This is a genomic window from Geobacillus genomosp. 3 (assembly GCF_000445995.2).
GTDB lineage: Bacteria > Bacillota > Bacilli > Bacillales > Anoxybacillaceae > Geobacillus.
This window is the reverse complement of the sequence record NC_022080.4, coordinates 521,603-545,853: the sequence shown is the minus strand read 5'-3', so window position 1 is coordinate 545,853 and position 24,251 is coordinate 521,603. Positions and strand designations below refer to the sequence as shown.

25 protein-coding genes, 1 pseudogene and 2 riboswitches are annotated in these 24,251 nt (G+C 51.0%); of the genes and pseudogenes, 4 read left to right on the top strand and 22 right to left on the bottom strand.

The window, feature by feature from the left end:
• Positions 1 to 8 precede the first annotated feature (8 nt).
• Genes M493_RS02890 through tenA form a run of 4 tightly spaced genes read right to left on the bottom strand, consistent with a single transcriptional unit; the run spans position 9 to position 3,561 of the window.
• Positions 9 to 791, bottom strand: coding sequence for an energy-coupling factor transporter transmembrane component T family protein (locus M493_RS02890; RefSeq protein ID WP_020958767.1), 783 nt, complete (start codon positions 789 to 791; stop codon positions 9 to 11).
• A complete protein-coding gene (locus tag M493_RS02885; RefSeq protein ID WP_020958766.1) occupies positions 788 to 2,242 on the bottom strand; it encodes an ABC transporter ATP-binding protein in 1,455 nt (484 codons plus the stop codon). The genes M493_RS02890 and M493_RS02885 overlap by 4 nt, the downstream gene beginning before the upstream one ends.
• A gap of 12 nt (positions 2,243 to 2,254) precedes the next feature.
• Positions 2,255 to 2,845 carry an ECF transporter S component gene (locus M493_RS02880; protein ID WP_020958765.1) on the bottom strand — a complete coding sequence of 197 codons (591 nt, stop codon included), beginning with the start codon at positions 2,843 to 2,845 and terminating at the stop codon, positions 2,255 to 2,257.
• 32 nt (positions 2,846 to 2,877) lie between these two features.
• A complete protein-coding gene (gene tenA, locus M493_RS02875) occupies positions 2,878 to 3,561 on the bottom strand; it encodes a thiaminase II (protein ID WP_020958764.1) in 684 nt (227 codons plus the stop codon).
• A gap of 107 nt (positions 3,562 to 3,668) precedes the next feature.
• Positions 3,669 to 3,776: riboswitch (TPP riboswitch) on the bottom strand.
• A 147-nt stretch (positions 3,777 to 3,923) separates the two neighbouring features.
• On the opposite strand from tenA, the gene M493_RS02870 reads away from it, so the two are divergent.
• Positions 3,924 to 5,108, top strand: coding sequence for a class I SAM-dependent rRNA methyltransferase (locus tag M493_RS02870; RefSeq protein ID WP_020958763.1), 1,185 nt, complete (start codon positions 3,924 to 3,926; stop codon positions 5,106 to 5,108).
• A gap of 23 nt (positions 5,109 to 5,131) precedes the next feature.
• On the opposite strand, the gene M493_RS02865 is transcribed toward M493_RS02870, so the two are convergent.
• The 7 genes and pseudogenes from M493_RS02865 to M493_RS02835 all read right to left on the bottom strand — a co-directional run bounded on the left by M493_RS02865 (position 5,132) and on the right by M493_RS02835 (position 12,616).
• Positions 5,132 to 6,337: an MFS transporter gene (locus tag M493_RS02865; protein ID WP_020958762.1), complete on the bottom strand. Its 1,206-nt coding sequence runs from the start codon at positions 6,335 to 6,337 to the stop codon at positions 5,132 to 5,134.
• 170 nt (positions 6,338 to 6,507) lie between these two features.
• A pseudogene (locus M493_RS02860) lies at positions 6,508 to 6,791 on the bottom strand (ABC transporter ATP-binding protein); the annotation flags it as partial.
• A gap of 46 nt (positions 6,792 to 6,837) precedes the next feature.
• Entirely contained in the window at positions 6,838 to 7,374 is a 537-nt protein-coding gene (locus M493_RS02855) for a YfiT family bacillithiol transferase (RefSeq protein ID WP_041267840.1), read from the bottom strand.
• A 55-nt stretch (positions 7,375 to 7,429) separates the two neighbouring features.
• Positions 7,430 to 9,097: a glycoside hydrolase family 13 protein gene (locus M493_RS02850; RefSeq protein ID WP_020958759.1), complete on the bottom strand. Its 1,668-nt coding sequence runs from the start codon at positions 9,095 to 9,097 to the stop codon at positions 7,430 to 7,432.
• 199 nt (positions 9,098 to 9,296) lie between these two features.
• Positions 9,297 to 10,226 carry a ketopantoate reductase family protein gene (locus tag M493_RS02845; RefSeq protein ID WP_020958758.1) on the bottom strand — a complete coding sequence of 310 codons (930 nt, stop codon included), beginning with the start codon at positions 10,224 to 10,226 and terminating at the stop codon, positions 9,297 to 9,299.
• Positions 10,227 to 10,344: 118 nt separating this feature from the next.
• Positions 10,345 to 10,548, bottom strand: coding sequence for a YbdD/YjiX family protein (locus M493_RS02840; RefSeq protein WP_020958757.1), 204 nt, complete (start codon positions 10,546 to 10,548; stop codon positions 10,345 to 10,347).
• Complete coding sequence (locus M493_RS02835; RefSeq protein WP_020958756.1) at positions 10,541 to 12,616, bottom strand: carbon starvation CstA family protein; 2,076 nt, start codon at positions 12,614 to 12,616, stop codon at positions 10,541 to 10,543. Before M493_RS02835 ends, M493_RS02840 begins: the two co-directional genes overlap by 8 nt.
• A gap of 290 nt (positions 12,617 to 12,906) precedes the next feature.
• On the opposite strand from M493_RS02835, the gene M493_RS02830 reads away from it, so the two are divergent.
• Positions 12,907 to 13,371, top strand: a complete 465-nt coding sequence (locus M493_RS02830; protein ID WP_020958755.1) for a hypothetical protein — start codon at positions 12,907 to 12,909, stop codon at positions 13,369 to 13,371.
• A 19-nt stretch (positions 13,372 to 13,390) separates the two neighbouring features.
• On the opposite strand, the gene M493_RS02825 is transcribed toward M493_RS02830, so the two are convergent.
• The 8 genes from M493_RS02825 to M493_RS02795 form a co-directional block, all read right to left on the bottom strand.
• Positions 13,391 to 14,083, bottom strand: a complete 693-nt coding sequence (locus M493_RS02825) for a TerC family protein (RefSeq protein ID WP_020958754.1) — start codon at positions 14,081 to 14,083, stop codon at positions 13,391 to 13,393.
• Between the two features lie 14 nt (positions 14,084 to 14,097).
• Complete coding sequence (locus tag M493_RS02820) at positions 14,098 to 14,370, bottom strand: YkvA family protein (protein ID WP_020958753.1); 273 nt, start codon at positions 14,368 to 14,370, stop codon at positions 14,098 to 14,100.
• Positions 14,371 to 14,852: 482 nt separating this feature from the next.
• Positions 14,853 to 15,173 (bottom strand): DMT family transporter, encoded by a 321-nt coding sequence (locus M493_RS02815; RefSeq protein ID WP_020958752.1) that lies wholly within the window; start codon positions 15,171 to 15,173, stop codon positions 14,853 to 14,855.
• A gap of 54 nt (positions 15,174 to 15,227) precedes the next feature.
• Positions 15,228 to 15,330, bottom strand: a riboswitch (guanidine-I (ykkC/yxkD leader).
• Between the two features lie 106 nt (positions 15,331 to 15,436).
• Complete coding sequence (locus M493_RS02810) at positions 15,437 to 15,727, bottom strand: hypothetical protein (RefSeq protein ID WP_020958751.1); 291 nt, start codon at positions 15,725 to 15,727, stop codon at positions 15,437 to 15,439.
• 83 nt (positions 15,728 to 15,810) lie between these two features.
• On the bottom strand, positions 15,811 to 15,912 hold the full coding sequence (cydS, locus tag M493_RS19070; protein WP_420480333.1) for a cytochrome bd oxidase small subunit CydS: 102 nt from the start codon (positions 15,910 to 15,912) through the stop codon (positions 15,811 to 15,813).
• Positions 15,912 to 16,940 carry a cytochrome d ubiquinol oxidase subunit II gene (locus tag M493_RS02805; protein ID WP_020958749.1) on the bottom strand — a complete coding sequence of 343 codons (1,029 nt, stop codon included), beginning with the start codon at positions 16,938 to 16,940 and terminating at the stop codon, positions 15,912 to 15,914. Before M493_RS02805 ends, cydS begins: the two co-directional genes overlap by 1 nt.
• Entirely contained in the window at positions 16,937 to 18,283 is a 1,347-nt protein-coding gene (locus M493_RS02800) for a cytochrome ubiquinol oxidase subunit I (protein WP_020958748.1), read from the bottom strand. Before M493_RS02800 ends, M493_RS02805 begins: the two co-directional genes overlap by 4 nt.
• A gap of 283 nt (positions 18,284 to 18,566) precedes the next feature.
• Positions 18,567 to 19,988 (bottom strand): SpoVR family protein, encoded by a 1,422-nt coding sequence (locus tag M493_RS02795; protein WP_020958746.1) that lies wholly within the window; start codon positions 19,986 to 19,988, stop codon positions 18,567 to 18,569.
• 147 nt (positions 19,989 to 20,135) lie between these two features.
• Here M493_RS02795 and M493_RS02790 point away from each other — a divergent pair, with 147 nt between their 5' ends.
• The gene (locus M493_RS02790) at positions 20,136 to 20,741 is read left to right on the top strand and encodes a DedA family protein (protein ID WP_020958745.1); all 606 of its coding nucleotides are present in this window, start codon (positions 20,136 to 20,138) and stop codon (positions 20,739 to 20,741) included.
• Positions 20,742 to 20,770: 29 nt separating this feature from the next.
• Here M493_RS02790 and M493_RS02785 read toward each other — a convergent pair whose 3' ends face one another.
• Entirely contained in the window at positions 20,771 to 21,019 is a 249-nt protein-coding gene (locus tag M493_RS02785; protein WP_041267839.1) for a hypothetical protein, read from the bottom strand.
• Between the two features lie 180 nt (positions 21,020 to 21,199).
• Between M493_RS02785 and M493_RS02780 the strand changes: the two genes are divergently transcribed.
• Positions 21,200 to 21,457, top strand: a complete 258-nt coding sequence (locus M493_RS02780; RefSeq protein WP_020958743.1) for a YhdB family protein — start codon at positions 21,200 to 21,202, stop codon at positions 21,455 to 21,457.
• Positions 21,458 to 21,509: 52 nt separating this feature from the next.
• Here M493_RS02780 and M493_RS02775 read toward each other — a convergent pair whose 3' ends face one another.
• Both M493_RS02775 and M493_RS02770 read right to left on the bottom strand, forming a co-directional pair.
• Positions 21,510 to 23,267, bottom strand: coding sequence for a phospho-sugar mutase (locus tag M493_RS02775; RefSeq protein WP_020958742.1), 1,758 nt, complete (start codon positions 23,265 to 23,267; stop codon positions 21,510 to 21,512).
• Between the two features lie 113 nt (positions 23,268 to 23,380).
• Positions 23,381 to 23,827, bottom strand: coding sequence for a CBS domain-containing protein (locus M493_RS02770; RefSeq protein WP_020958741.1), 447 nt, complete (start codon positions 23,825 to 23,827; stop codon positions 23,381 to 23,383).
• Positions 23,828 to 24,251: the final 424 nt, after the last annotated feature.

Here is a 24,251-nt window from a genome sequence, read left to right as displayed (position 1 = left end):
CTTTCTTTCTACCGTACATCGTTGATTGAAATATACGGATACTGGATGCCGGCATAATAGGCAGCAAAGGACAAGACGGCAAACAAACCGACAAACAGAACATCGTATTTGCCAAACCCGATTTCATAATAAAACGTGCGCGGGCCGCTGCCGGAAAACTGTTTTGCCTCCATGGCCACCGCGATGCGTTGGGCGCGGCGGATGCTTTGCGCCAAAAGCGGAATGGCGTAGCGCTTCACTTTGCTAAGTCCGCCGCGGCTTGGCACGCCGCGCACCTTCAAAGCATAGCGCACGGTTTGAAACTCCTCCATCATCATCGGCAGCAAACGGACGGCCGCCAAAAAACTGTACGCATACTTCGGTTTCAACTTCAGTTGCTGCATAAGGGAATAAAACAGATGTACCGGCCGAGTCGTCAAGGAAAAAATTAATCCCAACAGCCCAAGTGCCAAGGCGCGAAACCCGAGATGCACGCCGCGCCAAAAACTTTCCGCTGTCACATGAATGAGACCCCAACGGAACCATGTTGTCGTCCCTTCGCCAAACATCATCATCGAGGAGGCGGTGGAAACAAAGATCAGAAAAAACGGCAAAAACAACGAGACAAGCATCTTAACCGGATACCCGGTACCAAAGCAAAACAAAATGAAAAGGGCAAACGACAAATTGATCAGCACGTTCGGATTATGAACGAACAACACCGCAAAAAAGAGCATGACGAGCACAATGAGCTTCAAACTCGGGTTCGCCTCATAAAGCCATGTCTCACGGCGCTGAATGTTCCAATTCATCGCCATGTCCCCCCTTCAGCCAGCACGGGCTTCAAAACGGCGAGCCGCTCATCGCGAACAAGCGCGCCATCCTCAATCGTCCACCGTCTCGTCGCGAAACGGCGGACGATTTGTTCGTCATGAGTGACCATGATGATCGCCGCTCCTTGCTCGCGATACGATTCAAGCATCGCCAGCAGCGCGAATGTGTTTTTCGCATCTTGTCCAAATGTCGGCTCATCAAGCAAAAAAAGACGTTGACCGGCGACGATCGAGGCAGCTACACTCAACCGGCGCTTTTGGCCGACCGACAGCTGATACGGATGCACCTCTTCCTTTCCGTCAAGGGCAAACGCGCTGAGCAGGCGGGTGACCGTCTCATTGATTTCCTCTTCAGGCCGCCCCTCAAGGCGCAACGAATACGCCAGTTCATCGCGCACAGAATGAGTGACAAACTGAAACTCCGGGTTTTGAAACACAAACGCAATATGGCGGTAGAGCGGCTGCCGGCGCTGAATGTCTTCCCCCAACAATGTATATTCGCCTTCTGTGCGAATCAGTTGCATCAACCCATGCAAAAGCGAGCTTTTGCCCGCGCCGTTTCGGCCGGTGACGGCAACCCATTCTCCCTCCCGCACATTAGCTTCCGGGACGTTGATTTTTACCTCCCGACCGCGAAAACCGCGAAAATTGCGGAGGCAAAGGAGGTCCTTCCCCTCTTGCCGCTTTGGCCGCTGGACTCTTCGATCGTATTCGTCCCAAATGCCCGGATGCCAAATGCCCTCGGCGTGAATGACATCTTTATATTCAGAAAATACGTTCTTGGCCTTGCCATCAGCCATAATCCGTCCGTCGCGGCCGAGCAATACAATCCGATCAACAAAGTCTAAGACATGATCGATTTTATGTTCGACGATGACGACTGTTTTATCGCGACCCACCTTTTTGACGGTTTGCCATACCGCTTTTGTCCCTTCTTCATCAAGCAGTGCGGTCGGCTCATCCAAAAACAAAACATCTGGCTCAAGCGCGAGCACGGAGGCGAGCGCCAACCGCTGCTTCATCCCGCCGGAAAGTGTATGAATATCGGTGTGCGGTTCGATCGCCAACCCGACTTGATCCAACAGCGCACGGATACGGCCGGGCATCTCTTGACGCGGCACGCGTCTATTTTCGAGGGCAAACGCGATTTCCTCATCGGCATACGGCATGCAAAACTGTGCATCCGGATCTTGAAACACATACCCCCACTGTTTCGGTCGCTCAAGGCGCCCGGCTTTCATCGGCACGTCGATCGAACGCGGAATCAAGCCGGCCATCACTTGCAAAAGCGTCGACTTACCGCAGCCAGACGGACCGAGGAGAAGCACTTTCTCCCCAGCGGCGATCGACAGCGACAAGTCGCGAAACAATAAGTCGTTGTGCCCGGGAAATTTCAAGCGCAACTGTTCAATCACAATGGCTTGCTTCATCGCTTTTTCCCCTTATCGGTTCAGCGCATCGTAGTCCTCTTTGGAAGCCGGCCGCCACATTTGCGTCACCCCTGTTTTCTCAAGCGCCTTGGCCAACGAAACGGCGAACACGCCGGAAATGAGAACGGCGCCGACAAAGCGCGCCAACAAAAAGAGCGCCATGTTCCACGGGGCGAGGGCCTCGATATATCCTTTGTAAAAATCCATGATCAGCGAACCGACTGTCGCTCCGATAGCACTGAGCGACACGACAAGCACATCAAACCGTCGATAGCGGAATGCGGCAAACACCAACTCGGCAAACAACCCCTGAATGACACCATAAATGAGCACTTCAAGCCCCCATTGCGACCCCATGACCAGTTCGCCGGACGAAGCTGCAATTTCAGCGAGCAGTGCCACTCCCGGCTTGCGGATGAGCAAATAGGCGAGCGATGAGGCGATAAACCACATTCCGTATATCAATTGGTCGGCGTGAAACCCGAATACTTTCACCACTTCATACAACGGTCCCCACACTTTATAAATGACGCCAAACACAACAGCAATCACAATCGTCGTTAAAATATCGGCCAGCTTCAAGCCTTTCGATGTTTTTTCCAAGAAACCCCCCCCTTTTTAGTGTCGACGCCGTTTTACCGGCTCTCCACCAGCCCGGCGGACGGCCATCGCTCCAATTCATACGCCATCTCCCAAAACTTGTACTCATAGTCGCTGCTGATCAAAAAATGCTGTTCCATCCGACGCCGATCTTCCTCGGTTACAGCGGCGGCAATGGCGTCAAGCCGGTCGATCTGCTCCTTAACAAGCGAGCGAAACCAATCGGAGCTATATGTACTGATCCATTTTTCATAAATCGGATCGTTCGGCCGGCACGTTTTCAGCCGCTCGCCGATTTCGTAATAAAGCCAATAGCACGGCAAAATCGCGGCAATGACATCACCCAAATGCCCTTCATACGCCGCCCGATACATATGCGATGTATACGCATAAGCCGTCGGCGCCGGCATGAACGCGGCCCGCTCCTCTTCGGTGATGCCAAGCAGTTCGGCAAACGTTTCGTGAAGCGATAATTCCGCTTCGCATGTGCTTTGGGCATGGTGCGCCAGCCGAGCCGTCGTCGCCAAATCCGGCGATTTCGCCGCCCCGATCGCCTGCACACGGGCAAAATGGCGCAAATAATACGCATCTTGCATGACATAATAACGGAATTTCGCACGATCCAACGTTCCTTCGCCAAGCTCTTTGACAAACGGATGATGAAAGCTTGCCTGCCAGATCGGATCAGCTGCCTGGCGCACCCGCTTTGCAAACGACATTTGTCTCCCCCTTTTCCACAAAATAAAAACGCCGCTTCCTTTACCAAGCAACGTAAAGAAAGCGGCGTGAGCCTACAATTTCGCAAGGCAGAATCATGATCCGCCTATGTGCAGCTCCTCCACTTCCCTACGCTGGTATTACCCAGATCAGGTGCTAAGGGTCTCAAAGGCACACTTTGATCTCAGCCTTTCTAAAGGCCCCCCTAGTGGATGTTCTATCATGATGCCATTTTCCTGTTTATCTTTATCATATCACGACGGCGGCGATTGTCAACCTTTTTTTTCCGTCCGACGTTGCACCGCGCTCCGCGATTCGCTATGATTAAAACGCAACAATTGACTATCGGATGGGAGTGGAACGAATGGCAAAAGTCATGTTAAAACGGCAGCGGAAAAAACGGCTCGAACAAGGCCATCCGTGGATTTTCCAAAGCGAAGTCGACCGCATCGAAGGCGACGTCAAGCCGGGCGACTTCGTCGATGTCTATAACCATCAAGGCTATTGGCTGGCGAAAGGATACATTAACCCGGCCTCGCAAATCATCGTGCGCGTGCTGACGCAAAATCCCGAGGATGAACTCGATGAGCGCTTTTTTATTAGGCGCATCCGCCAAGCGTGGGCGTACCGCGAACGGATGATTCCGGGCGTCCGCTCATGTCGCGCCGTCTACGGCGAAGCCGACTTTCTTCCGGGGCTCATCGTCGATAAATATGAGGACGTGCTTGTAGTACAAATTTTGTCGCTTGGGATGGAAAAACGCAGAGATTGGATTTTGCACGGCTTGCTTGACGTGTTCTCACCAAGAGCCGTTTATTTGCGCAATGATGTATACGTCCGCGAACTGGAGGGGCTCGAACAAGAAAAAGGCTTTTGGTACGGAGAAGCGGAAACCGAAGTCGAAATCGAGGAAAACGGTGTCAAATATATTGTTGATATTGAAGGCGGTCAAAAAACCGGCTTTTTCTTCGATCAGCGGCAAAACCGCGCTGCTCTGCGCCCGCTTATCGGCCCGGAGACGACGGTGCTTGACTGTTTCACCCATACCGGCTCCTTTATGTTAAACGCCTGTCTGTACGGGGCAAAGCACGTCACCGCCGTCGACATTTCCGAACATGCGATTGAAACAGCAAAACGAAACGCCGCCTTAAACGGGTTTACAAATGTGGAATTTGTCGTCGCCAATGCGTTTGACTATTTACGCGAAGCGGTGCGGGCTGGCAAACAGTGGGATGTCGTCATCATCGACCCGCCGGCGTTCGCCAAATCGGCCCACGCGGTATCAAAGGCGCTGCGCGGCTATAAGGACATCAATTTAAACGGGCTGAAGCTTGTCAAAGACGGCGGCTTTTTCGTCACATCGAGCTGCTCATATCACGTTCGCCCCCATCGATTTCAAGAAATGGTCGCCGACGCGGCGTTTGACGCCAAAAAAGTGCTGCGCGAAGTGTACTGGAACGGCGCCGGCTATGACCACCCGAAACTGCTCGCTGCCGATGAAGGCGACTATTTAAAATTTGCCATTTATGAAGTGCATTCCCGACGTTAAGGAAAAACGCTTAAGGACGAGCCTTAAGCGTTTCTTTCTTGCCCCGGGCGGAGCGGCTGTTCTTTGCGCACCACGCTCAAATAAACGAGCATGGAAACAAGCACCGAACCGGCGGACGCTAAATAAATGCTCGGGTAGCCAAACCAATGGCTAACTTGACCAAAGACGATCGCTCCGATGCCAACTCCCAAGTCAAAAAACGAGAAAAACGTTGCGTTCGCCATTCCTTTCCGGTGAACAGGCGCCCGCTCGACCGACCATGCCTGCAACCCCGGCTGCACCATGCCGAACCCAAATCCGTACAGCACTGCTGCAGTCAACAACGCCCACTCCCCTGGCAGCCAGGCGAGCATCAGCATCGCAAGCAAAATAAGCCCCGCCCCCGGGAGAAAGACAGCCCGATGCCCTTTCCGGTCATACAGTTGGCCGGCGAACGTCCGCGTTACCATTAAAGCGAGCGCGTAAAGCAAAAAGTACAGCTGCAAGCCGCCGATCCCTTTTTGCGCCGTATACAGCGGCAAAAACGAAGCGATGCCGCCAAACGTCACCGTTAAAAAGAACAGCAGCACCGATGGAATTAAGGCCGTCCTTTCGTAAAGGTCCCATTTGTTCTCCTCTTGTCTATCCCCTGCCTCCGCCTTTTTATATGTAATGGCAGCGGCAAACAATAAGGAGGCTACACCGAGCGCCGCACAAATCATAAATAAATGGCTGAACGGAATGGCAGCCGCCAGCACGAGTCCGAGTGACGGTCCAAAAGCGAGGGCGATGTTCCCCGACAATCCGTAATAGCCCATCCCTTCTCCACGGCGGTTCGCCGGGATAATGTCCGTTGCCACCGTGCCGGACGCCGTTGTCGAAAATCCCCAGCCGACCCCTTGAACAACCCGCATCAAAAAGAGAAGAAAAATGCCGGAAATGAAACTATACGAGCCGACCGAAATAACAAAAATAAACAAACCGAACAAAAACACAAACCGCCGTCCCCTCGTCTCAAGCGCATGGCCGGCAAACGGACGGACAACGAGCGCTGAAAACGTAAACACCCCGACAACAAGGCCGATTAACTGATCATTGCCGCCTAACTGTTCGACAAACAGCGGCAATGTCGGCAACGTCATTTGAAACCCGAGAAAGATGAAAAAGTTGGCCAGGCAAATTAAAACGAAATTGCGTGTCCAAATTTTTTCCTTCTGTTCCGCAACAACTTGCTTTTGTTGCGCATTCATACCGATCCCCCTTGTGAAATATGTATTTCGTGCCCCTTAATATTTGTCAGTATAACATAACTGTATGCTTTCGTTTAACGAAAATGTTTTTCCAACATGTTTTTTGAAAAAAGAGTCGCGCAAAGGCAGCTTCTCTCATCAGCGGCAAATGGCCGGACGTCCACACCCCCTCATTGGGTGTCAAACTGTTGGAATTGCGCCTTGACCAACTCGTAGTAAGCGCCGCGCTGCCTCATCAGCTCCTCGTGCGCCCCTTGCTCGACGATGCGGCCGTGGTCGAGGACGATAATATGATCGCGTCACAAATCGTCGACAACCGGCGGGCGATGATAGCAGTTGTCCGCCCGCTGAGCAGCGTTTCCAATGTCCGTTGGATAACGAGCTCCATTTCGGTATCGATGCTGGCCGCCGCCTCGTCCAAAATTAAAATTTTCGGGTCGGCCAACAGCGTGCGTTCCTTCCCTTTCTGAGTAAAAAAAGCCGCCAAATCGGCGGCTTTTTTACCATCCTTTCCGTTCCCGCAATGATGTAATTTGCGCGGTATGGTGCTTCCCGTGCCATGTATACAGCGCGGTCAATACGTACAGCGGCATCGGCTGCAACGCTCCTTCCGGGTGGACGAGGCGATGAAAATTCGCTTCTGTCATTGACTCGAGCAGCATCGCCCACCGTGCATGCAGCCCGTCAAGCAATAAAAGCGACGATTCGATCGACAATGTGCGGGCATCAGCTGTTTTGGCCCATTCGCTTTCGATAAACGGTTTAACGGTCGGCGCCTCTTCCGTCAATCCCCATTTCGTGCGCAAAAACGCGTTCATGCTGGCATCGGCCAAATGGTGGACAACTTGAGCCACCGTCCAGCCGCCGTCGCGATATGGCGTGTTCAATTGCTCATCGTTTAAATCGGCGACAGCAGCCCGCACCGCGTCAGGCAGCCGGCGGACATCGGCAATCCACTGCTGCACGTCTTCCGTCCGGAACTGCGCCGGCGCTTGAAACGTTCCGATCGGATAGCGGATCGGATCGATCGTTGACACCATTAATCATCTCCCTTCCACCTTATTTATTCAACGCGGATGGACGGATTCCTTCTTATTCTTTCCAGATGTAGACACGGACTTCATACGGCTTGAGCTTAAAGCGCGTCGCATTTTTATGCGTCGGAACCGGATAGTTGCCAAGCGCCAACTGGTGCGATTGAAGGCGAAGGCCGTCATGGCGGTAAAGCGAAGGGCGATCCGACAAGTTGACGACCACAAGCGCCCGGTCACGGCCGAGCGTTCTTGTATACGCGTAAATGGATGGGTGGTTTTCCAAAAGCAAATCGTACGTCCCATACACGAACAACTCGTTCGCTTTGCGCAGCTGGATCATTTTCCGGTAAAACGACCAAACGGAATTCGGATCGCGCTGTTCAGCCTCGACGTTAATCGTGCGGTAATTTTCGTTCACCTTGATCCATGGCGTACCGGTTGTAAATCCAGCGTTCGGCCCACTAGACCATTGCATCGGGGTGCGCGAGTTGTCGCGTCCGGTTTTCCAAATGATCTCCATCGCTTCCTCATGCGTCCGGCCATTCGCCCGTTCAAGTTCATACAGACGCCGGGCGGCGACATCGCGGTAATCACGAATATCACGGAATTGCACGTTCGTCATCCCGATCTCCTGCCCCTGATAAATGAACGGCGTCCCTTGCATAAAAAAATAGAGCGCGCCGAGCGCCTTGGCGCTTTCCGCCCAATAGTCGCGGTCATTCCCCCACGTCGAAACAGAGCGAGGCAAATCGTGGTTCTCCAAAAACAACGCATTCCACCCGCGGTTTTCAAGCCCTTTTTGCCATTTCGTCAACGTCCGCTTCAGGCGCCGGACATCGATGGAACCGTCAGTCCGCCTTTTCCATAGCCCTAGATGCTCAAACTGAAAAATCATATTGAACACGCCGGTTTCTTCCCCGACCCATTGTTCCGCCTCATCGACTGTGACTCCGTTCGCTTCGCCAACTGTCATAACATCATAACGCGCAAACGTTTGCTCCTTCAATTCTTTTAAATACTCCATAATGCCCGGCTGGTTCATATGCCCGGCGAACGACGGCACATACGTCAGCCCCTTCGGATTCGGCAAATCCGGCAGTCCCGGCTTTTTCTTAATATGCGAAATGGCGTCAACGCGAAAGCCGTCGATGCCTTTATCAAGCCACCAGTTGATCATCGCATAAAGCGCCCGCCGCACTTCGTCGTTTTCCCAGTTCAAGTCGGGCTGTTTGACGTCAAAAATATGCAAGTAATATTGCCCCGTCCGCTCATCGTATTGCCATGCCGAACCGCCGAAAATGCTTTCCCAGTTGTTCGGCTCACGTCCATCTTTGCCATCGCGCCAAATGTACCAATCGCGTTTCGGGTTGTCGCGCGATGACCGCGACTCGATGAACCATGGGTGCTCATCGCTCGTATGGTTGATGACCAAATCCAAAATGACTTTCAGCCCGCGCCGGTGCGCTTCAGCGAGCAGTTCATCGAAATCGTCCATCGTCCCAAACTCATCCATAATCGCTTGATAATCGCTAATATCGTATCCGTTATCGGCGTTCGGCGACCGGTAAATCGGGCAAATCCATACGATGTCAACCCCGAGTTCCACTAAATAATCAAGTTTTTCAATAATGCCGCGAAGATCACCGATGCCGTCGCCGTTGGCATCCATAAAGCTGCGCGGATAAATTTGATAGGCGACGCCCTCTTTCCACCATGTTTTCTTCAAGGCTGCCTCCCCCTTTGTGCACACGTTTTCACTATCACTGTACACTACATGGCGGCAATATACAACTCTCTTTTTTTCAAGGCTAGCGAAAAAATGGTTGACAGCTATTTTTGGACTGTTGTTTTCCATCGCCGCCCGTAAAACAATAGCCGTTTGCCAGACCATGTACATGCCGGCAAACGGCCGATTCGAACCATAATCAATGTTCGTTAGCGGTGCGGCCCGCCTCGTAAATTTTCAAGTTATGATATACGGTTTCAAGCGTCGGGGCATGGATGTCATATCGTTTCGCCAGCTGCAGCAAATACCCTTGCAAATGATCAGCTTCAATCGGCAGCCCTTTTTCCATATCGCGCTGCATTGATGACTTCATCGTCGGGGCGATCTGTTCGAGCTGAGCGCGCTGCCGCTCGGCCATCTCCTCGGTGAGTGGCGCGCCGTGCGCCTGCATGATCGTTTTGATTTCCCCAAGCAACCGGCTGATAATGGCGCCTCCATACTCACCGGAACGAACCGGCCCGATCGGAGCGCGAAACAGCGTCGTTACGCCCGACATCGTTGCAATAAATAAATATTTGTTCCACATGTCTGAAACGATCCGTTCGCTTAGCCGGAAACGGGCGTTGGCGCCGGCAAACAGCGATTCCAACGCTTCACCCCGCTCCGTCCGTTCGCCGGACCACTCACCGAAACGAACTTCATGCGCCGGACTTGTTTGGACGATTTCCCCTTTTTCGTTTAGCGTCGTTTCGATGAAACAAAGGCCTCCCAACACCTTGTCATCGCCAAATGACTCCTGCAACACATCCATATGGGCCATGCCGTTTAACAGCGGCAAAATCATCGTTGTCTCACCGACGTACGGTTTGGCATCAGCGATGGCGCCCGCCAAGTGATACGCCTTGTTTGAAAATACGACAAGATCGAACGGCTCCGTCCGTTCACCGGCCGCGATCAGTTTCGGCGCGAGCACTGCATCGCCGTGGACGCTGCGGATGACAAGCCCGCGCTCCTCAAGCTCCCGCTTTCTCCGCTCACGGACGAGAAATGTCACATCGACGCCTTTTTCAAGCAGGCGTCCGCCGAAATAGCCGCCAACCGCCCCTGCTCCCACTACAAGAATGCGCATGTATGTATCCCCCTTTTCGGTGTGTTTATGGCCAAGTCCCAGCTTGAATGGGCATCTCCCCGATGCGGACGTTGAAGAAAAAAAGGAAGAAGGGGCACCCCCTCCTTCCCTCCCACTCCTAGCAGCAGCGCGATACTTTGCCGCCTTTGGCGTTATAGCGCGCCTCTTGCGCTTCGCAGAAAAACTCTTTCCGCGACTTGATCGGCTCGCCCGGATGATGGGTTTTCATATGTTCGACATATTTTTCATAGTTTGGCACGCCGACAAGCAAGTCGAGAAACTGCCGGCGGTAAGCCAAAACGGTTTGCAGCCATTTAGGCATAATGCTTCGCTCCTTCTCCATCGCGCGGCACGTACGGCGCTTCTTTGAGCGGCACATGTTTGTTTTGCAGCACTTTGATCCAGATGTTCAATGCGGAAATAAGCATTGCGATCACTACAAGCATGAAAATCGCGCACAATGTCGCATCAATATAATCGTTCATAATAATTTGCCGCATTTGCGCCTCATTCGCGGCCGGCGCTAAGATTTTTCCTTGGCTCAGGCTGTCTTGGAACATTTTCGCATGCGATAAGAAACCGACTTTAACGTTTTCGTGGAATAGCTTTTGGTATCCCGCCGTCAACGTGACGACCAAAAGCCATGTCGTCGGCACGAGCGTGACCCAAACGTACGCTTTTTTGCCCATTTTAAACAAGACCGTTGTCGCAAACAACAGGGCGATGCCGGCGAGCATTTGGTTGGCGATGCCAAACAACGGCCATAGCGTGTTAATGCCGCCGAGTGGGTCGACAACCCCTTGATACAAGAAGTAGCCCCAAGCCAGGACACAAAGCGTCGTCGCGATCAAGTTGGATACGAGCGAATCCGTTTTGCCGAGCGGCTTGTAGAACGTTCCCATAATGTCTTGGATCATGAAACGGCCGACGCGCGTGCCGGCGTCAATCGTCGTCAAAATGAACAGCGCTTCAAACAAGATGGCGAAGTGGTACCAAAACGCCATCAATGCCTTGCCGCCAATGACGTTCGACAAAATGACCGCCATCCCGATCGCCAGCGTCGGCGCCCCGCCCGTGCGTGACAACACCGTTTGTTCGCCGACGTCTTTCGCCAGCTCCGTCAACATGTCGGGAGTGAGCGTGAACCCCCACGACGATATGACTTTGGCGGCCTGCGCTACATCCGCCCCGATCACCGCCGCCGGGCTGTTGATGGCAAAATACACCCCTGGCGTCAAAATGCAGGCTGCGACCATCGCCATCACGGCAACGAACGATTCCATCAACATGGCGCCGTAGCCGATCGGACGCGAATGGCTTTCCAGCTCGATCATCTTCGGCGTCGTGCCGGACGACACGAGCGCATGGAATCCGGACACTGCTCCGCAAGCAATTGTGATGAATAAGAACGGGAACAAATCGCCGGCAAACACCGGTCCGGTGCCATCAATGAATTTCGTTACAGCCGGCATTTGCAAATCAGGCGTAACGACTAAAATGCCGAGTGCTAGTCCAACAATCGTGCCGATTTTCAAAAACGTGCTCAAATAGTCGCGCGGCGCCAACAGCAGCCACACCGGCAGCGCCGAGGCGACAAAACCGTAAATAATCATCAAGATCGCGATCGTTTCACCTTTTAACGTAAACATCGCCGAGAGCGTCGGGTGCTCCGCGACATATTGCCCAGCCACGATCGACAAAATCAATAGCACAAATCCCCCGAGCGACGCTTCAGCAACGCGCCCCGGACGGATGAAGCGCATGTAAATGCCCATCAAAATCGCAATCGGGATCGTAGCAGCAATCGTGAACATTCCCCACGGGCTTCCAACGAGCGCTTTCACGACAACGAGCGCCAAAACGGCCAATAAAATAATCATAATGCCCAAAATGCCAAGCGCTGCGATAAAGCCCGTCACCGGCCCCATCTCGTCCTTGATCATCTCGCCAAGCGACTTTCCGTTGCGGCGCATTGACGCGAACAAGATGATAAAATCTTGCACCGCCCCGCCGAGCACAACGCCAATAATGATCCAAAGCGTGCCGGGCAAGTAGCCCATTTGCGCAGCCAAAATCGGTCCGACAAGCGGCCCGGCGCCGGCAATGGCGGCGAAATGGTGTCCAAACAGCACCCATTTGTTCGTCGGGACGTAGTCCTTCCCGTCGTTAAACACTTCGGCCGGCGTTTTCCGATTATCGTCGAGCTCAAATACTTTACGGGCGATAAACCGGCTGTAAAAACGGTAGGCGACCGCATACGTACACACCGCAGCCACGATGAGCCACATCGCGTTGACCGACTCGCCGCGGCTTAACGCCAAAACAGCGAACGCTGCGGCTCCAAGGACGGAAATGAGCCCCCATAGCAAAATCGATTTTAGCCCCTTCATATGCCTCCTCCTTATTGGTCTTTCATTAATATTCCCGATATTACTATTATATTTATTATTCTGAAAAAATCAAAGACATTTTCTAACTTTCTGCTATTGTTCGAATCCACAGGAGAATGTTCCTTCTTCACTATTGCAAAAAAGTATAAAATAGGACTTTAGCGCGAAAAATGTAATTGTGCACCACCGCCTTGAGCATAAAATACTCACTTGCTGCCTCCCGCTCCGCTACACGGTGCAACAGACAAAGCAACGATCAACCAACATTATTTCAGTAAAGGGTCGAGAAAGTGAAAGCGATCGAAACATTGCTGTGGAGCATTGCGTTGCCCGGATTTGGGCAACTGTTAAACAAAAGGTATGTAAAAGGAATTGCGTTTATTTTGTTGGAACTGCTCATTAACACTCAATCTCAATTCAACGAAGCCATCCGTCTCAGCTTTTTGGGTCGTACGTACGAAGCGGCGGACGTTGTAGGAATTGAGTGGCTGATGTTTTACCCTTGTTTATACTTTTTCGCCATGTGGGATGCGTTCAAAGATGCCGGCGGCGGACAAACGCCGTACTCGTTCTTGCCCTTTGTCTTCTCCGCCTACTTTGTGACGGTCGGTTTAATGTACTCGTTCGACGTCACGATTGCCGGCATCTTTTTCGGACCGATTTGGCTGCCGATCTTGTCGGTCATCCCCGGGCTGGCCGCCGGCTGGCTGCTTCAGCTTCTCCTGCTGAAATGGCACAAACCCACCGACCCATAGCGTAAAAAAAAGCCGCCAATTATTCATTGGCGGCTTTTGGTTGCGGTTCTTTGGCGGCTTTTCTTTTTTTCATTGTCCCAATTGTAATGACAGCAGCAACAACAAGCAACTCAAATCCGTATTTCACCACTGGATTGGCGAAGTACTCTTTCAAAAACGGCTCGCCGACGATCATTTTCGATGCCGTCCAAGCAAGGACTCCGGCACCAATCGTAATAATAATCGGGAAACGCTCAATCCATTTCAAAATGAGCGTGCTGCCCCACACCATAATCGGCACAGAAATAACCAACCCAAGGACAACAAGGAGAAAACTTCCGTGCGCCGCACCGGCAACTGCCAACACGTTGTCAAGCCCCATCAATGCATCGGCAATAATAATGGTGCGAATCGCTTCCCATAAACTTCCCCCGGCCTCGATGTCATCGTGCCCTTTTTCCTCAACGAGCAACTTGTAAGCGATCCAAACGAGCAATATACCGCCGACAAGCAAAAGCCCCGGGATTTTCAGAAGCCATACGACAAATATCGTTGCCAGCGCGCGGATGACAACAGCGCCGACGGTTCCCCAAATGATCGCCTTTTTTTGCTGGTGCTTCGGCAAGTTACGGGCCGCCAGCCCAATGACAATCGCGTTATCCCCTGCCAAGACAAGGTCAATAATGATAATCGACAGCAGCGCTGTCCAAAATTCTGGAGAAAACAGCTCCACAAAATCGTCCCCCTTTATAAGTTATATTTTTCCTTTAATGATACTGGAGCCATCTTAATGACTTGCTGCAAAATAAATATGAAAACGGCGAAATCATCAATAATACCAAATAGTGCTAGCCAATCGGGAATGAGATCAAACGGCAACGCTATATATAACAGCAGCAACCCGACGGAAATCGCCTTTTTCCGCACCGGCACCTCGCGCGAGGCAAAAAACTCAAACAAAAACGGAAGAAAACGCCGGACGTGAACGATCAAGCGAAGTCGCTTCCACCACTTGCGCATGACATTCCCCCCATCTTTCTTACCATTTTTCCTATAAAATCGAGCCCATTTTGTTTTACGATTATCTTCCCCCCTTTCGTTTCATGAAATGAAAAAAACCTTTACCACACTTGGTAAAGGTCTTTAAACAAACAGAGACCTTTACCACAATAGGTAAAGGTCTCGCTAACAACGTTGCCGTTGCCAACAAAGCCGAGGGCGTGCACCCTGAACTGACGACTTTGCTGTTAAAGCTACTCCCCTTTAGCAACAGGATATTTACCTTACAATTCCATGATATTCAATGTTTATGCGTCCTGTCAATGCATTTTTTCCACACATAATAAAAAATCGAACTCTTTTCACACCGTGCGAAAGCAGGAATGGATTTTTTCTGTGAAAATGCTTGCCTTAATCAGCCTTTTTCATATTGCGTGGTGAGCGGCACTTTGCTCATGGATGTTTGTTGAAACCAGCCGACAGCTTCTTGCTCCTTCCGATTGTTACTGTCCAGCTGTGAACTTTAAACCGATGATTCCGACAAGGATGAACAATAAAAAGACAATTCGCGGCGCGTTAACCGGCTCGTTTAAAAACAGCATGCCGATGATGACCGCCCCGAGCGCCCCGATTCCCGTCCAAACCGCATAGGCGGTGCCGATCGGCAACGTTTTCGTTGCCATCGATAAAAAGTAAAAACTAGCTGCCATCCCTGCAACAGTGACGACAGACGGCCAAAGACGGGTAAAACCGGCCGTGTATTTCAGCGAAATGGCCCATACGATTTCGAACACTCCGGCGACAAATAAGTATACCCACGCCATGTATCATTTCCCCCTTTCAAAACAAAAAAGCCGCGGGAAATATCGAAATGATACTCCTCCCGGGCTTTTGTCCCTCCGTGTACGCGGGCGCGCCGCGCGTTTTCTCTCGGTCACAGGCCGGCTGCCAAACAGCCGCGGAACCCTAGAAAACGTTTCTTGTATTTACTGGTTGTTAATCAGTATAACACATCAGCCAAACGCTTGCAATCCATCCGCCTTCCGCATATTTCCGACAGGTGAAGGCCGAGGAACCCCCATCCGTCTTACACCGGGTCGTTATCGACGCCACTGTACGATTCAATCGCTTGATCAAGCGCTCGGTAAGCTTCGGCGAAGGCGTTCGTCGCCGATTCGTCACCGGCGGCGGCAAGTTCGACCCGCGCATTGCGCGCATGCGTGACAGCGCGAATGACGTCTTCAATCATTTGCCTCTTCTCCCCAGCGTTCTCCTTCAATTGTTCAAGCTCATGGAGCGCCCCGTCAAGGCTCGTCGAACGCGGTTCGTCAAATGCTTGTTCCAACTGTTCTTTCACACGCTGCAACACTTCTTTCATGATCGCCCATCCTTTCTTTATTCATTGTCATCCGCTAGTGTGGGCGATTCACCGCAAACTATGCATCCTTGTCTCCATCGTGTTCAGTCATTGATCCGTGCATCTTTCAATCCGGCCCAAAAGGCGGCAACGACGGAAAGGGCAACAATCAGCAGCGGCGCATACATGATCAAAAACGTTTGCATCATCCTTTTCCTCCTTCCCATTTCCCTTTGACGTACGCTTTATTGAACAAAAAGAGGCGCATCAGCAAATACAAAGACGGGATGAGAAGCAAGAACCCGGCGATAAACGCAACAATTAACGCCATCGCCATCGTTTCATTGGTGAACCCGTCATAAATCGTTAAATGCGGGTAAAGCAAATACGGGTAATGCGAAATGCCGTAAGCATAAAACGCGAACGCATATTGAAACAAAAGCGCGATGAACGCCCAGCCAAATCGCCGTCGCCGCCAAAGCAGCCAAACGGTGACGACAAAAAGCAAAAAGGACACAGCCAACATCCACGCCACTTCCCATAGGTTGGCATAATGCTCTGGATTATGGTAGCGGAGTTGGTAAATAATGAGCAACGCTGACAACATCGTCGGCCCGCTCCAAAGCAGAGCATAGCGGCGCAACAGCTCTCGCGCCCGCTCGTCCCCCGCCGCGTTCGCATAATACGTCAAAAACACGGCGGAAATGTACAAGACGCTTGTGACGCTTAACAATACGATGCTCCATGACAAAGGACTTGCAAACAGTTTTTCGTAATCCAACACAACGGCCCCTCCGCGCCTCTCGACAAACCCGCCTTCTGAAATCGTCAAGACGACTGACAGCGAAGCGGGGATCAATAAGCCCGTCAGCCCGTAAGCGAGCAAATACCAGTTCCGCTCCGTCCCTCCGTATGTGTGAAAGGCGTAGTACGAGCCGCGGATGGCGAGCAAAACAATGGAAATGCTCGCTGGAACGAGCAGCACCGAGCCATAATAATACGCCGTTTTTGGAAAAAAGCCGACGATCCCGACAAAGAAAAAAACGAGAAAGACGTTTGTCACTTCCCACACCGGCGACAGATAGCGCTGGATGATGCGGTGCAAAATATGCTGTTTGTTCGCCCAATGGCTGTAGGCGCTGAAAAACCCGGCCCCAAAGTCAATCGAGGCAACGATAATATACCCGAACAAAAACAGCCATAACACCGAGATGCCGATGACTTCGAGCGTCATGGCGTCACCTCCCCGTTATTGGCGCGCTCTTCCAGCTCCCGTTCGACCGGGTTGCGTCGAAACATACGGACAAGCACCGTGGCGCTTGCAATGACGAGCACCATATACAAAAGACAAAACAAAACAAGCATCGTATCAACATGAGCGGACGATGTCGCCCCTTCCGCCGTTTTCATATAGCCGCGCAAAATCCACGGCTGCCGCCCGACCTCCGCCAAATACCAACCGGCTTCAATGGCGATCATCGCCAACGGCCCCCCTGCGATCAACAGCCCAAAAAACCATTTTTTCGCTGTCCATTTCCAACGAAAGATCGATCCGAGCCAATAAGCAGCCGATAAAATCATTAAAAACACGCCAATCGTCACCATGACATCAAACAAATAATGGATATAAAGCGGTGGACGCTCATCTTTTGGAATATCGTTCAATCCCGTTACAACCGCCCTTGGATCGTTGTGTGCCAAAATGCTTAACGCATATGGGATTTCAAGGGCATATTTCACTTCCCCGTCCTCCGTCAACGTACCAAATAAGATGAGCGGCGCATGGGAACCCGTTTCAAAATGCCATTCGGCAGCCGCCAGCTTTTCCGGTTGGTATTCGGCTAAAAACTTTCCTGACAAGTCGCCGACAAGAGCGCTCGCCACGGAAAAAATGAGCGCCGTTTTCATCGTTAAATGAAGCGCCTTGCGGTGGTACACATGCCGGTTGCCCTTCCATAAATGCCACGCCGCAATCGAAGCGAGTATAAACGCCGATGTCATATACGCCGTCGCCAGCACGTGGGCCACTTTTGTCGGCATCGCCGGGTTGAACATCGCGGCAATCGGGTCGATGTTGATAAGCTCGCCGTTTTTTATCTCAAACCCTTGCGGCGTATTCATAAACGCGTTCACCATCGTAATAAACATGGCCGACGCGGAAGAGCCGATCGCCACCGGAATAAGCAATAGCAAATGTTTTTTCTGATTTTCAAACCGATCCCATGTATACAAATAAACACCAAGGAAAATCGCTTCAAAAAAGAAGGCGAACGTCTCCATGAACAGCGGCAAACTGATCACTTGACCGGCCAGCTGCATAAAGTTCGGCCATAAAAGCGACAGCTGCAAACCGATCGCCGTTCCGGTCACGACGCCGACAGCGACGGTGATGACGAAGCCGCGCGTCCAGCGGCGGGCAAGCAAAATATAATGCATATCGTTTTTTCGGATCCCAACCCACTGGGCGATGGCAATCATCAATGGAATCCCGACGCCGATTGTGGCATAAAGAATATGGACGGTTAGCGTCAATCCCGTCAAAACACGGCTGAGCAGCACCGGATCATAGTTAGTCATGGTCATCCCCCCTTATGAAAACAAGCGGCCAATCAAAGAAAGCAAGACAACTGCTGCGACAGCAAAACTAATGAACACAAGCGCTTTTTCGTGTCGCTCCCACATGTTCATCCCCCCGGACGCTTAGACAATCACGAAAAAATTGTGACAACCATCACAAACTACCTACTTCATATTATTTCATAAAATCGGGAACGTTATCCGCCATGATTTCGAATAATTTGTGACATTTATCACATATTCATGGTGACAAACAAAAAAAGCAGGATATCCCTGCCCTCGATTATAAATATTTCCGATGCACCGTCTTCCCGTCATACGTAAACAACATCGGCTTTTCCTCGACGACCGTCTCCATATGGACCGGACGGCCCCACAACTGATAAATGTATGGCAGTACTTTTTCCAAATACTTCAGATCGAGTTCGATCCCCTCATACCAATGTTTTAAATACAGCTCTCCGTTGCGCATATAATCGCCGTCATTGACCGTGATATACGGGAATCCGCCGTTCACCCGCATGCTGACGAGCTGATCGCGGATATGCTCCCAATGTTTGTCAACGATTTTGTAATCTCTCCCTTGCTTTTGGAATAAATACATATCTTCGCGCATGACGAGCTCTTTCGTCAAATAGTTGCGCAAAAACGAAATGTCGGATTCCAATTCGCGCACTTCGAAAAGTTTCGCCCGTCCCGACCCCGGTTTGACGCCATATTTTTTCATCTCTTCCGTCGGATTGTTCCACCGCTCTTCAATGTCTTCAAAAATTTTCAACCCTAAATAGTACGGATTAATGCCCGTGCGCGACGGCTGCACAACGTTGGCGTTCAGTTTGGCAAACTCAATGGCTTCATCGCTCGTCAAATCCATTTCCCGCAAAATGCGCTGATGCCAATACGTCGCCCAGCCTTCATTCATAATTTTCGTTTCAAGCTGCGGCCAAAAATAAAGCATTTCCTCGCGCATCATCGTTAAAACGTCACGCTGCCAATCCTCGAGCTCGCGGCTGTATTCCTCGATAAACAGCAAAACGTCTTTCTCCGGCTGCGGCGGAAACTTGCGCCGTTTTTTCCGCGGTGGCGTTTTTGGCTTGTTCCGCTCATCAAGTAACCATAAATCATCGTATGGCGTCGATGTTTTGGATGGTTCCTCCTCCTCATACACTTCCGTATCTTCCCATGTCCACGACAGCTTCGGCCGCAACAGCGACGGGTCGATATGCTCTTGAATGGCTAAGACGGCATCTAAAAATTTTTCCACTTCCAATTTTCCGTATTGGTGCTCGTAATGTTTGATCCGCTCTGCTGTCGCGGCCATGCTTTCCACCATATCGCGCTTCGTGTTGCTGAAGCGGACATTGTTTTTGAAAAAGTCGCTATGGGCCAACACATGGGCGACGATCAACTTATTTTGAATGAGCGTGTTTGTATCGAGCAAAAAGGCGTAACAAGGATCCGAGTTAATGACGAGTTCGTAAATTTTGCTCAATCCTAAGTCGTAATGAAGCTTCATCTTGTAAAACTGCTTTCCAAAACTCCAATGAGAAAAACGCGTTGGCATCCCGTAGGCGCCAAACGTGTAAATAATGTCCGCCGGACAAATTTCGTAACGCATCGGATAAAAATCCAACCCAAATCCTTCTGCGATTTCCGTAATTTCCGCAATCGCCCGTTCCAGTTCGTTCAGCTCGTCCTGCCGCATCCAAATCCCCCCTTTTCCCCTTACCACAATGTATGAGGGAAAAGGCGTTTTGATACGTTGAATCATTGCCCATGCTTTTCATTTCGGCCTACCGTCCGTTATAATTTGTGTTATACACGACATGTTCCGATAAAGCGTGGTGATCGTTTGCATCAATATTGGCATCATCTCATCGAACATTTTGGCTACGTCGGCATTATGGTTGCGCTCATGCTCGGCATCGTCGGATTGCCGATTCCGGACGAGCTGCTGCTGACGTATGCCGGCTACCGCGTTTCAACCGGCGCCTTTTCGTATCCGCTTGCTTTTCTCGCCTGTTGGTTCGGGGCGATCGCAGGCATTTCACTCAGTTATATTCTTGGGATCACGTTGGGGCTGCCTTTTTTGCATAAATTCGGTCCAAAATTCCATCTGACCGAGAAACGGCTCGCACAGACGAAAGCACTTTTTTCTAAACTCGGCCCATCCGTTTTATTCATTTGCTACTTCATCCCCGGCGTTCGGCATGTCGCCGCTTTTTGGGCCGGCACAAACGCCTACAGCTGGAGAAAGTTTGCCTTGTTTGCCTATAGCGGAGCGATGGTATGGGTCGCCGTCTTTTTAACGATCGGCGCCTACTTTGAAAGCCGCTGGATGGAGGTCAAGCAGTACGTTCATACGTACCGCTTGCCTGTTGTCCTTGCTTTTCTGGCTGTTGTTGCATCGGCAACCTTATATTGGTACATCCAGCAAAAACGAAAAACACCGGGGTAATGTCCGGTGCTTTTCATTCTCTATGCACGCTATACGTTCCCGCGCGGGCCGCGGTGATACGTCTCTGTCAACAGCCCCATAAACAAACCGAATCCAAACATCACCATCGAGGCTCCGATGATTCCGAGGCTGACGATCGTCAAGAAAAAGTCTTTGTTGTAAGCGCTTGCGATAAAGCTAAGCAAAAAAAGCGCTGTTCCGACGATTAGGCCGACGGACGCCATCCATTTGCACATCTTTGTAATTTCGTGCCCTTCGTGCCGTTTGTTCATTTTCATCATCCCCTTTCTTAGAGGATACTATTATTGTCACAAAATTGCAATATTTACTTTTCCTTTTTTATCTCCATTTCGGTTATAATTTATATTTTGCCTTCTGTCACAACATTTACAGGGCAACAAAACAGCCCATCGTCATACACTAACAATGACTCCTTCTCGATAAAGGAGGCATGCCGCTTGAACACCGTCGACTACGATAAGGCGCTCTATTATACACATCGCTCCGAGTGGGATAATTTGCTCATTTTAATGGTGCGTACACCTGATGACATGCTGTCGAAAAAAATTGAAAAGTTTCTCCACGCCTATAATTTCGAGCACGACTATTCCGTCATCCAGGAAAGGCTCACTGCCTTGTTGCGCTACATCGACCACGCACTTGAAGTAAGTGAACAAAAAATGGGAGTCGAGCAGTACGCATATTTCTACTCGTAAAAGCAACGGGGAATTGGTTGAGTCCAATTCCCCGCCGTTGTTTACCCGTCAATTATTGAGCGTAAGAAGGCGAAACGGTGCGCAGCACATCATGTACTCGCTGCATGACACCATCAGTAAGCTTCGCCAATTTTTCTTCACTATCTTGCAACGATGCTCCTTTGACACCAAAGTACGCTTTCATTTTCGGTTCCGTCCCTGACGGGCGCAGGCAAAACCACGAGCCGTCTTCCAATACGTATTTCAAGACGTTGGAGGCCGGGAGCGTAATGGCTGTTTTTTCCCCGGTCAACGTATTGGTTCGTTCCTTCGTTTTGTAATCCTCGATCACCGTTACCTTTTTCCCCGCAGCCTCAACCGGCGGTTGCTGGCGGAATGACGCCAAAATGGCAGCGATTGTTTCCGCCCCTTCCTTCCCTTTTAACGTCAGCGACCGTTGCCCTTCGCGGTAATACCCGTACTTGGCAAACAATTGAAGGAGTGCTTCATACAGCGACAGCCCCTGCTTTTTGTAAAACGCGCACACTTCCGCCGCAAGAACAGCCGCCTGCACCGCGTCCTTATCGCGGGCAAAATCCCCAATCAAATACCCGTAGCTTTCCTCATAGCCAAACTGGAACGTATACTGCCCTGTTTGTTCATATTCCTTGATTTTTTCACCGATAAACTTAAACCCGGTCAGCGTATCGACGGTTTCCAAACCGAACGAAGCGGCGATCGCCCGACCGAATTCGGACGTGACAATCGTTTTTAAGATGACGCCGTTTGGCGGCAACAAGCCTTTTTCCTTCCGCTGTGACAATAAATAATGAAGCAGCAACCCTCCCGTTTGATTGCCGGTCAAAACGACATACTCTCCTTGCTCATTTTTAACGGCTATGCCGAGCCGGTCTGCATCCGGGTCGGTGGCAATGAGCAAATCCGCATTTACTTGCTTGCCGAGCTCAATTGCCAGGGCAAAGGCTGCGTGCTCTTCCGGATTTGGCGAAGTAACGGTTGAAAAACTGGGATCCGGCTTCTCTTGCTCCTTGACGACAAAGACGTTTTGGTAACCGAGTTCAGCCAACGCACGGCGCACCGGTTTGTTTGATGTACCGTGAAGCGGCGTAAACACGATGTTAATCGGCGTCTCTTGAGCCAGTTCCGGACGGAGCGAGATCGTTTTCACAGCGTTCACATACGCCTCATCGATTTCCTGGCCAATGATGCGGATGAGTCCTTTTTCTTTTAGCGTCTTTTCATCATCAACCTGAATGGCAAGCTCGTTCTCGACTTCATTGACGTAGCGGATCACTTCATCAGCGGTGTCTGGAGGCAACTGTCCGCCGTCTTCACCATATACTTTGTAGCCGTTATACTCCGGCGGGTTATGGCTGGCGGTGATGACAATACCGGAAAACGCCTGCAAATGGCGAACGGCAAATGATAATTCCGGTGTCGGACGCAATTCGTCGAACACGTATGTTTGAATGCCGTTCGTCGCCAACGTTTTCGCCGCTTCCATGGCAAATTCCGGCGATTTATGCCGCGAGTCGTAGGCGATCACAACACCGCGCCGCTTCGCCTCGTCGCCAAACGATTGTATGTATCGCGCCAATCCTGCCGATGCTTTCCGGACCGTATAAATGTTCATCCGGTTCGTTCCTGGTCCGATTTCACCACGCATACCACCGGTACCAAACTCCAAATTTTTGTAAAAACAATCTTCGAGCCATCGTTCATCGTCGCGATGCTTCTCCAATATTCCCCTCAGCTCCGGGTCTAGCTGCGGCTCGCGGAGCCATTGTTCATATTTCTGTCTCCACTCCATTAGTCTTACCCCCAATCTTGATTTCCCCTGTTTATGTATTCGCCCCCATCATGCAATATACCTGCTTAAAGAAAAAGGATGCCTCGAAAAACGAGGACATCCTCTTTCTTCCATTACCCTTGCGGCTGCGACGGTTCTGAAATATTCGTTAATGCCTGTTCAGCCGCTTCGTTCGATGCGCTGTTCGTCGCGATATCGCCTAAAGCCACGATGCCTTGAAGCTGGTTGTTGTCGACAATCGGCAAGCGGCGGACTTGGTGCTGCGCCATCACATTGGCGGCATCTTGAACGCTCATGTTTGGCGTACCGGTGACGACTTGGTTAGTCATGACATCCGCCACTTTGACCGTCGCCGGGTTTTTCCCTTGGGATGAGACACGCAGCGTAATATCACGGTCTGTAATCATCCCTTTGACTTGCCCATTTTCCACAACCGGAAGCGCGCCAATATTTTTTTGGCTCATAATTTGCGCCGCTTCTTGCACCGTTTGGTTCGGCGAAATGGTTGCGACGTTTTTCGTCATAATGTCTTGCACTTTGTTTCCGCTGTTGTTGGTCAATGTAATCCTCCCCTTTCACCGATTAGTATGACTCGTTTGCCGGACGATATAGATAGAAAATACTGTTTATCACCTTAAACCGGGAGGATCTTCGCTTCTTAGCGTAAGTGCGAGGGCGTCCAATACGTATATATTCCCATCCATAAGTAGGCGCACCGCTTTCTATGCTTTGCCATAGTGTCGAAAGAAAACGTTGGCTTCAATCGAGCGAAGGTCACGGTCTATAGATGGGCGGGAGGCAGATGTCGGTTGGCGTCGGCCAACGCGCATGATAAAATGAAGGTGTATTATGTTCTTTTCAAACCAAGCATTAGAAGGGCATGGGGAGCAGCCAGTGCGAAAACGAAGCAACACCTTCCATGCGTAAAAAGATCCATGGTGTGGAAAAATGCCGAATCTTTGGATGCTTATGGTTGGGATGGCC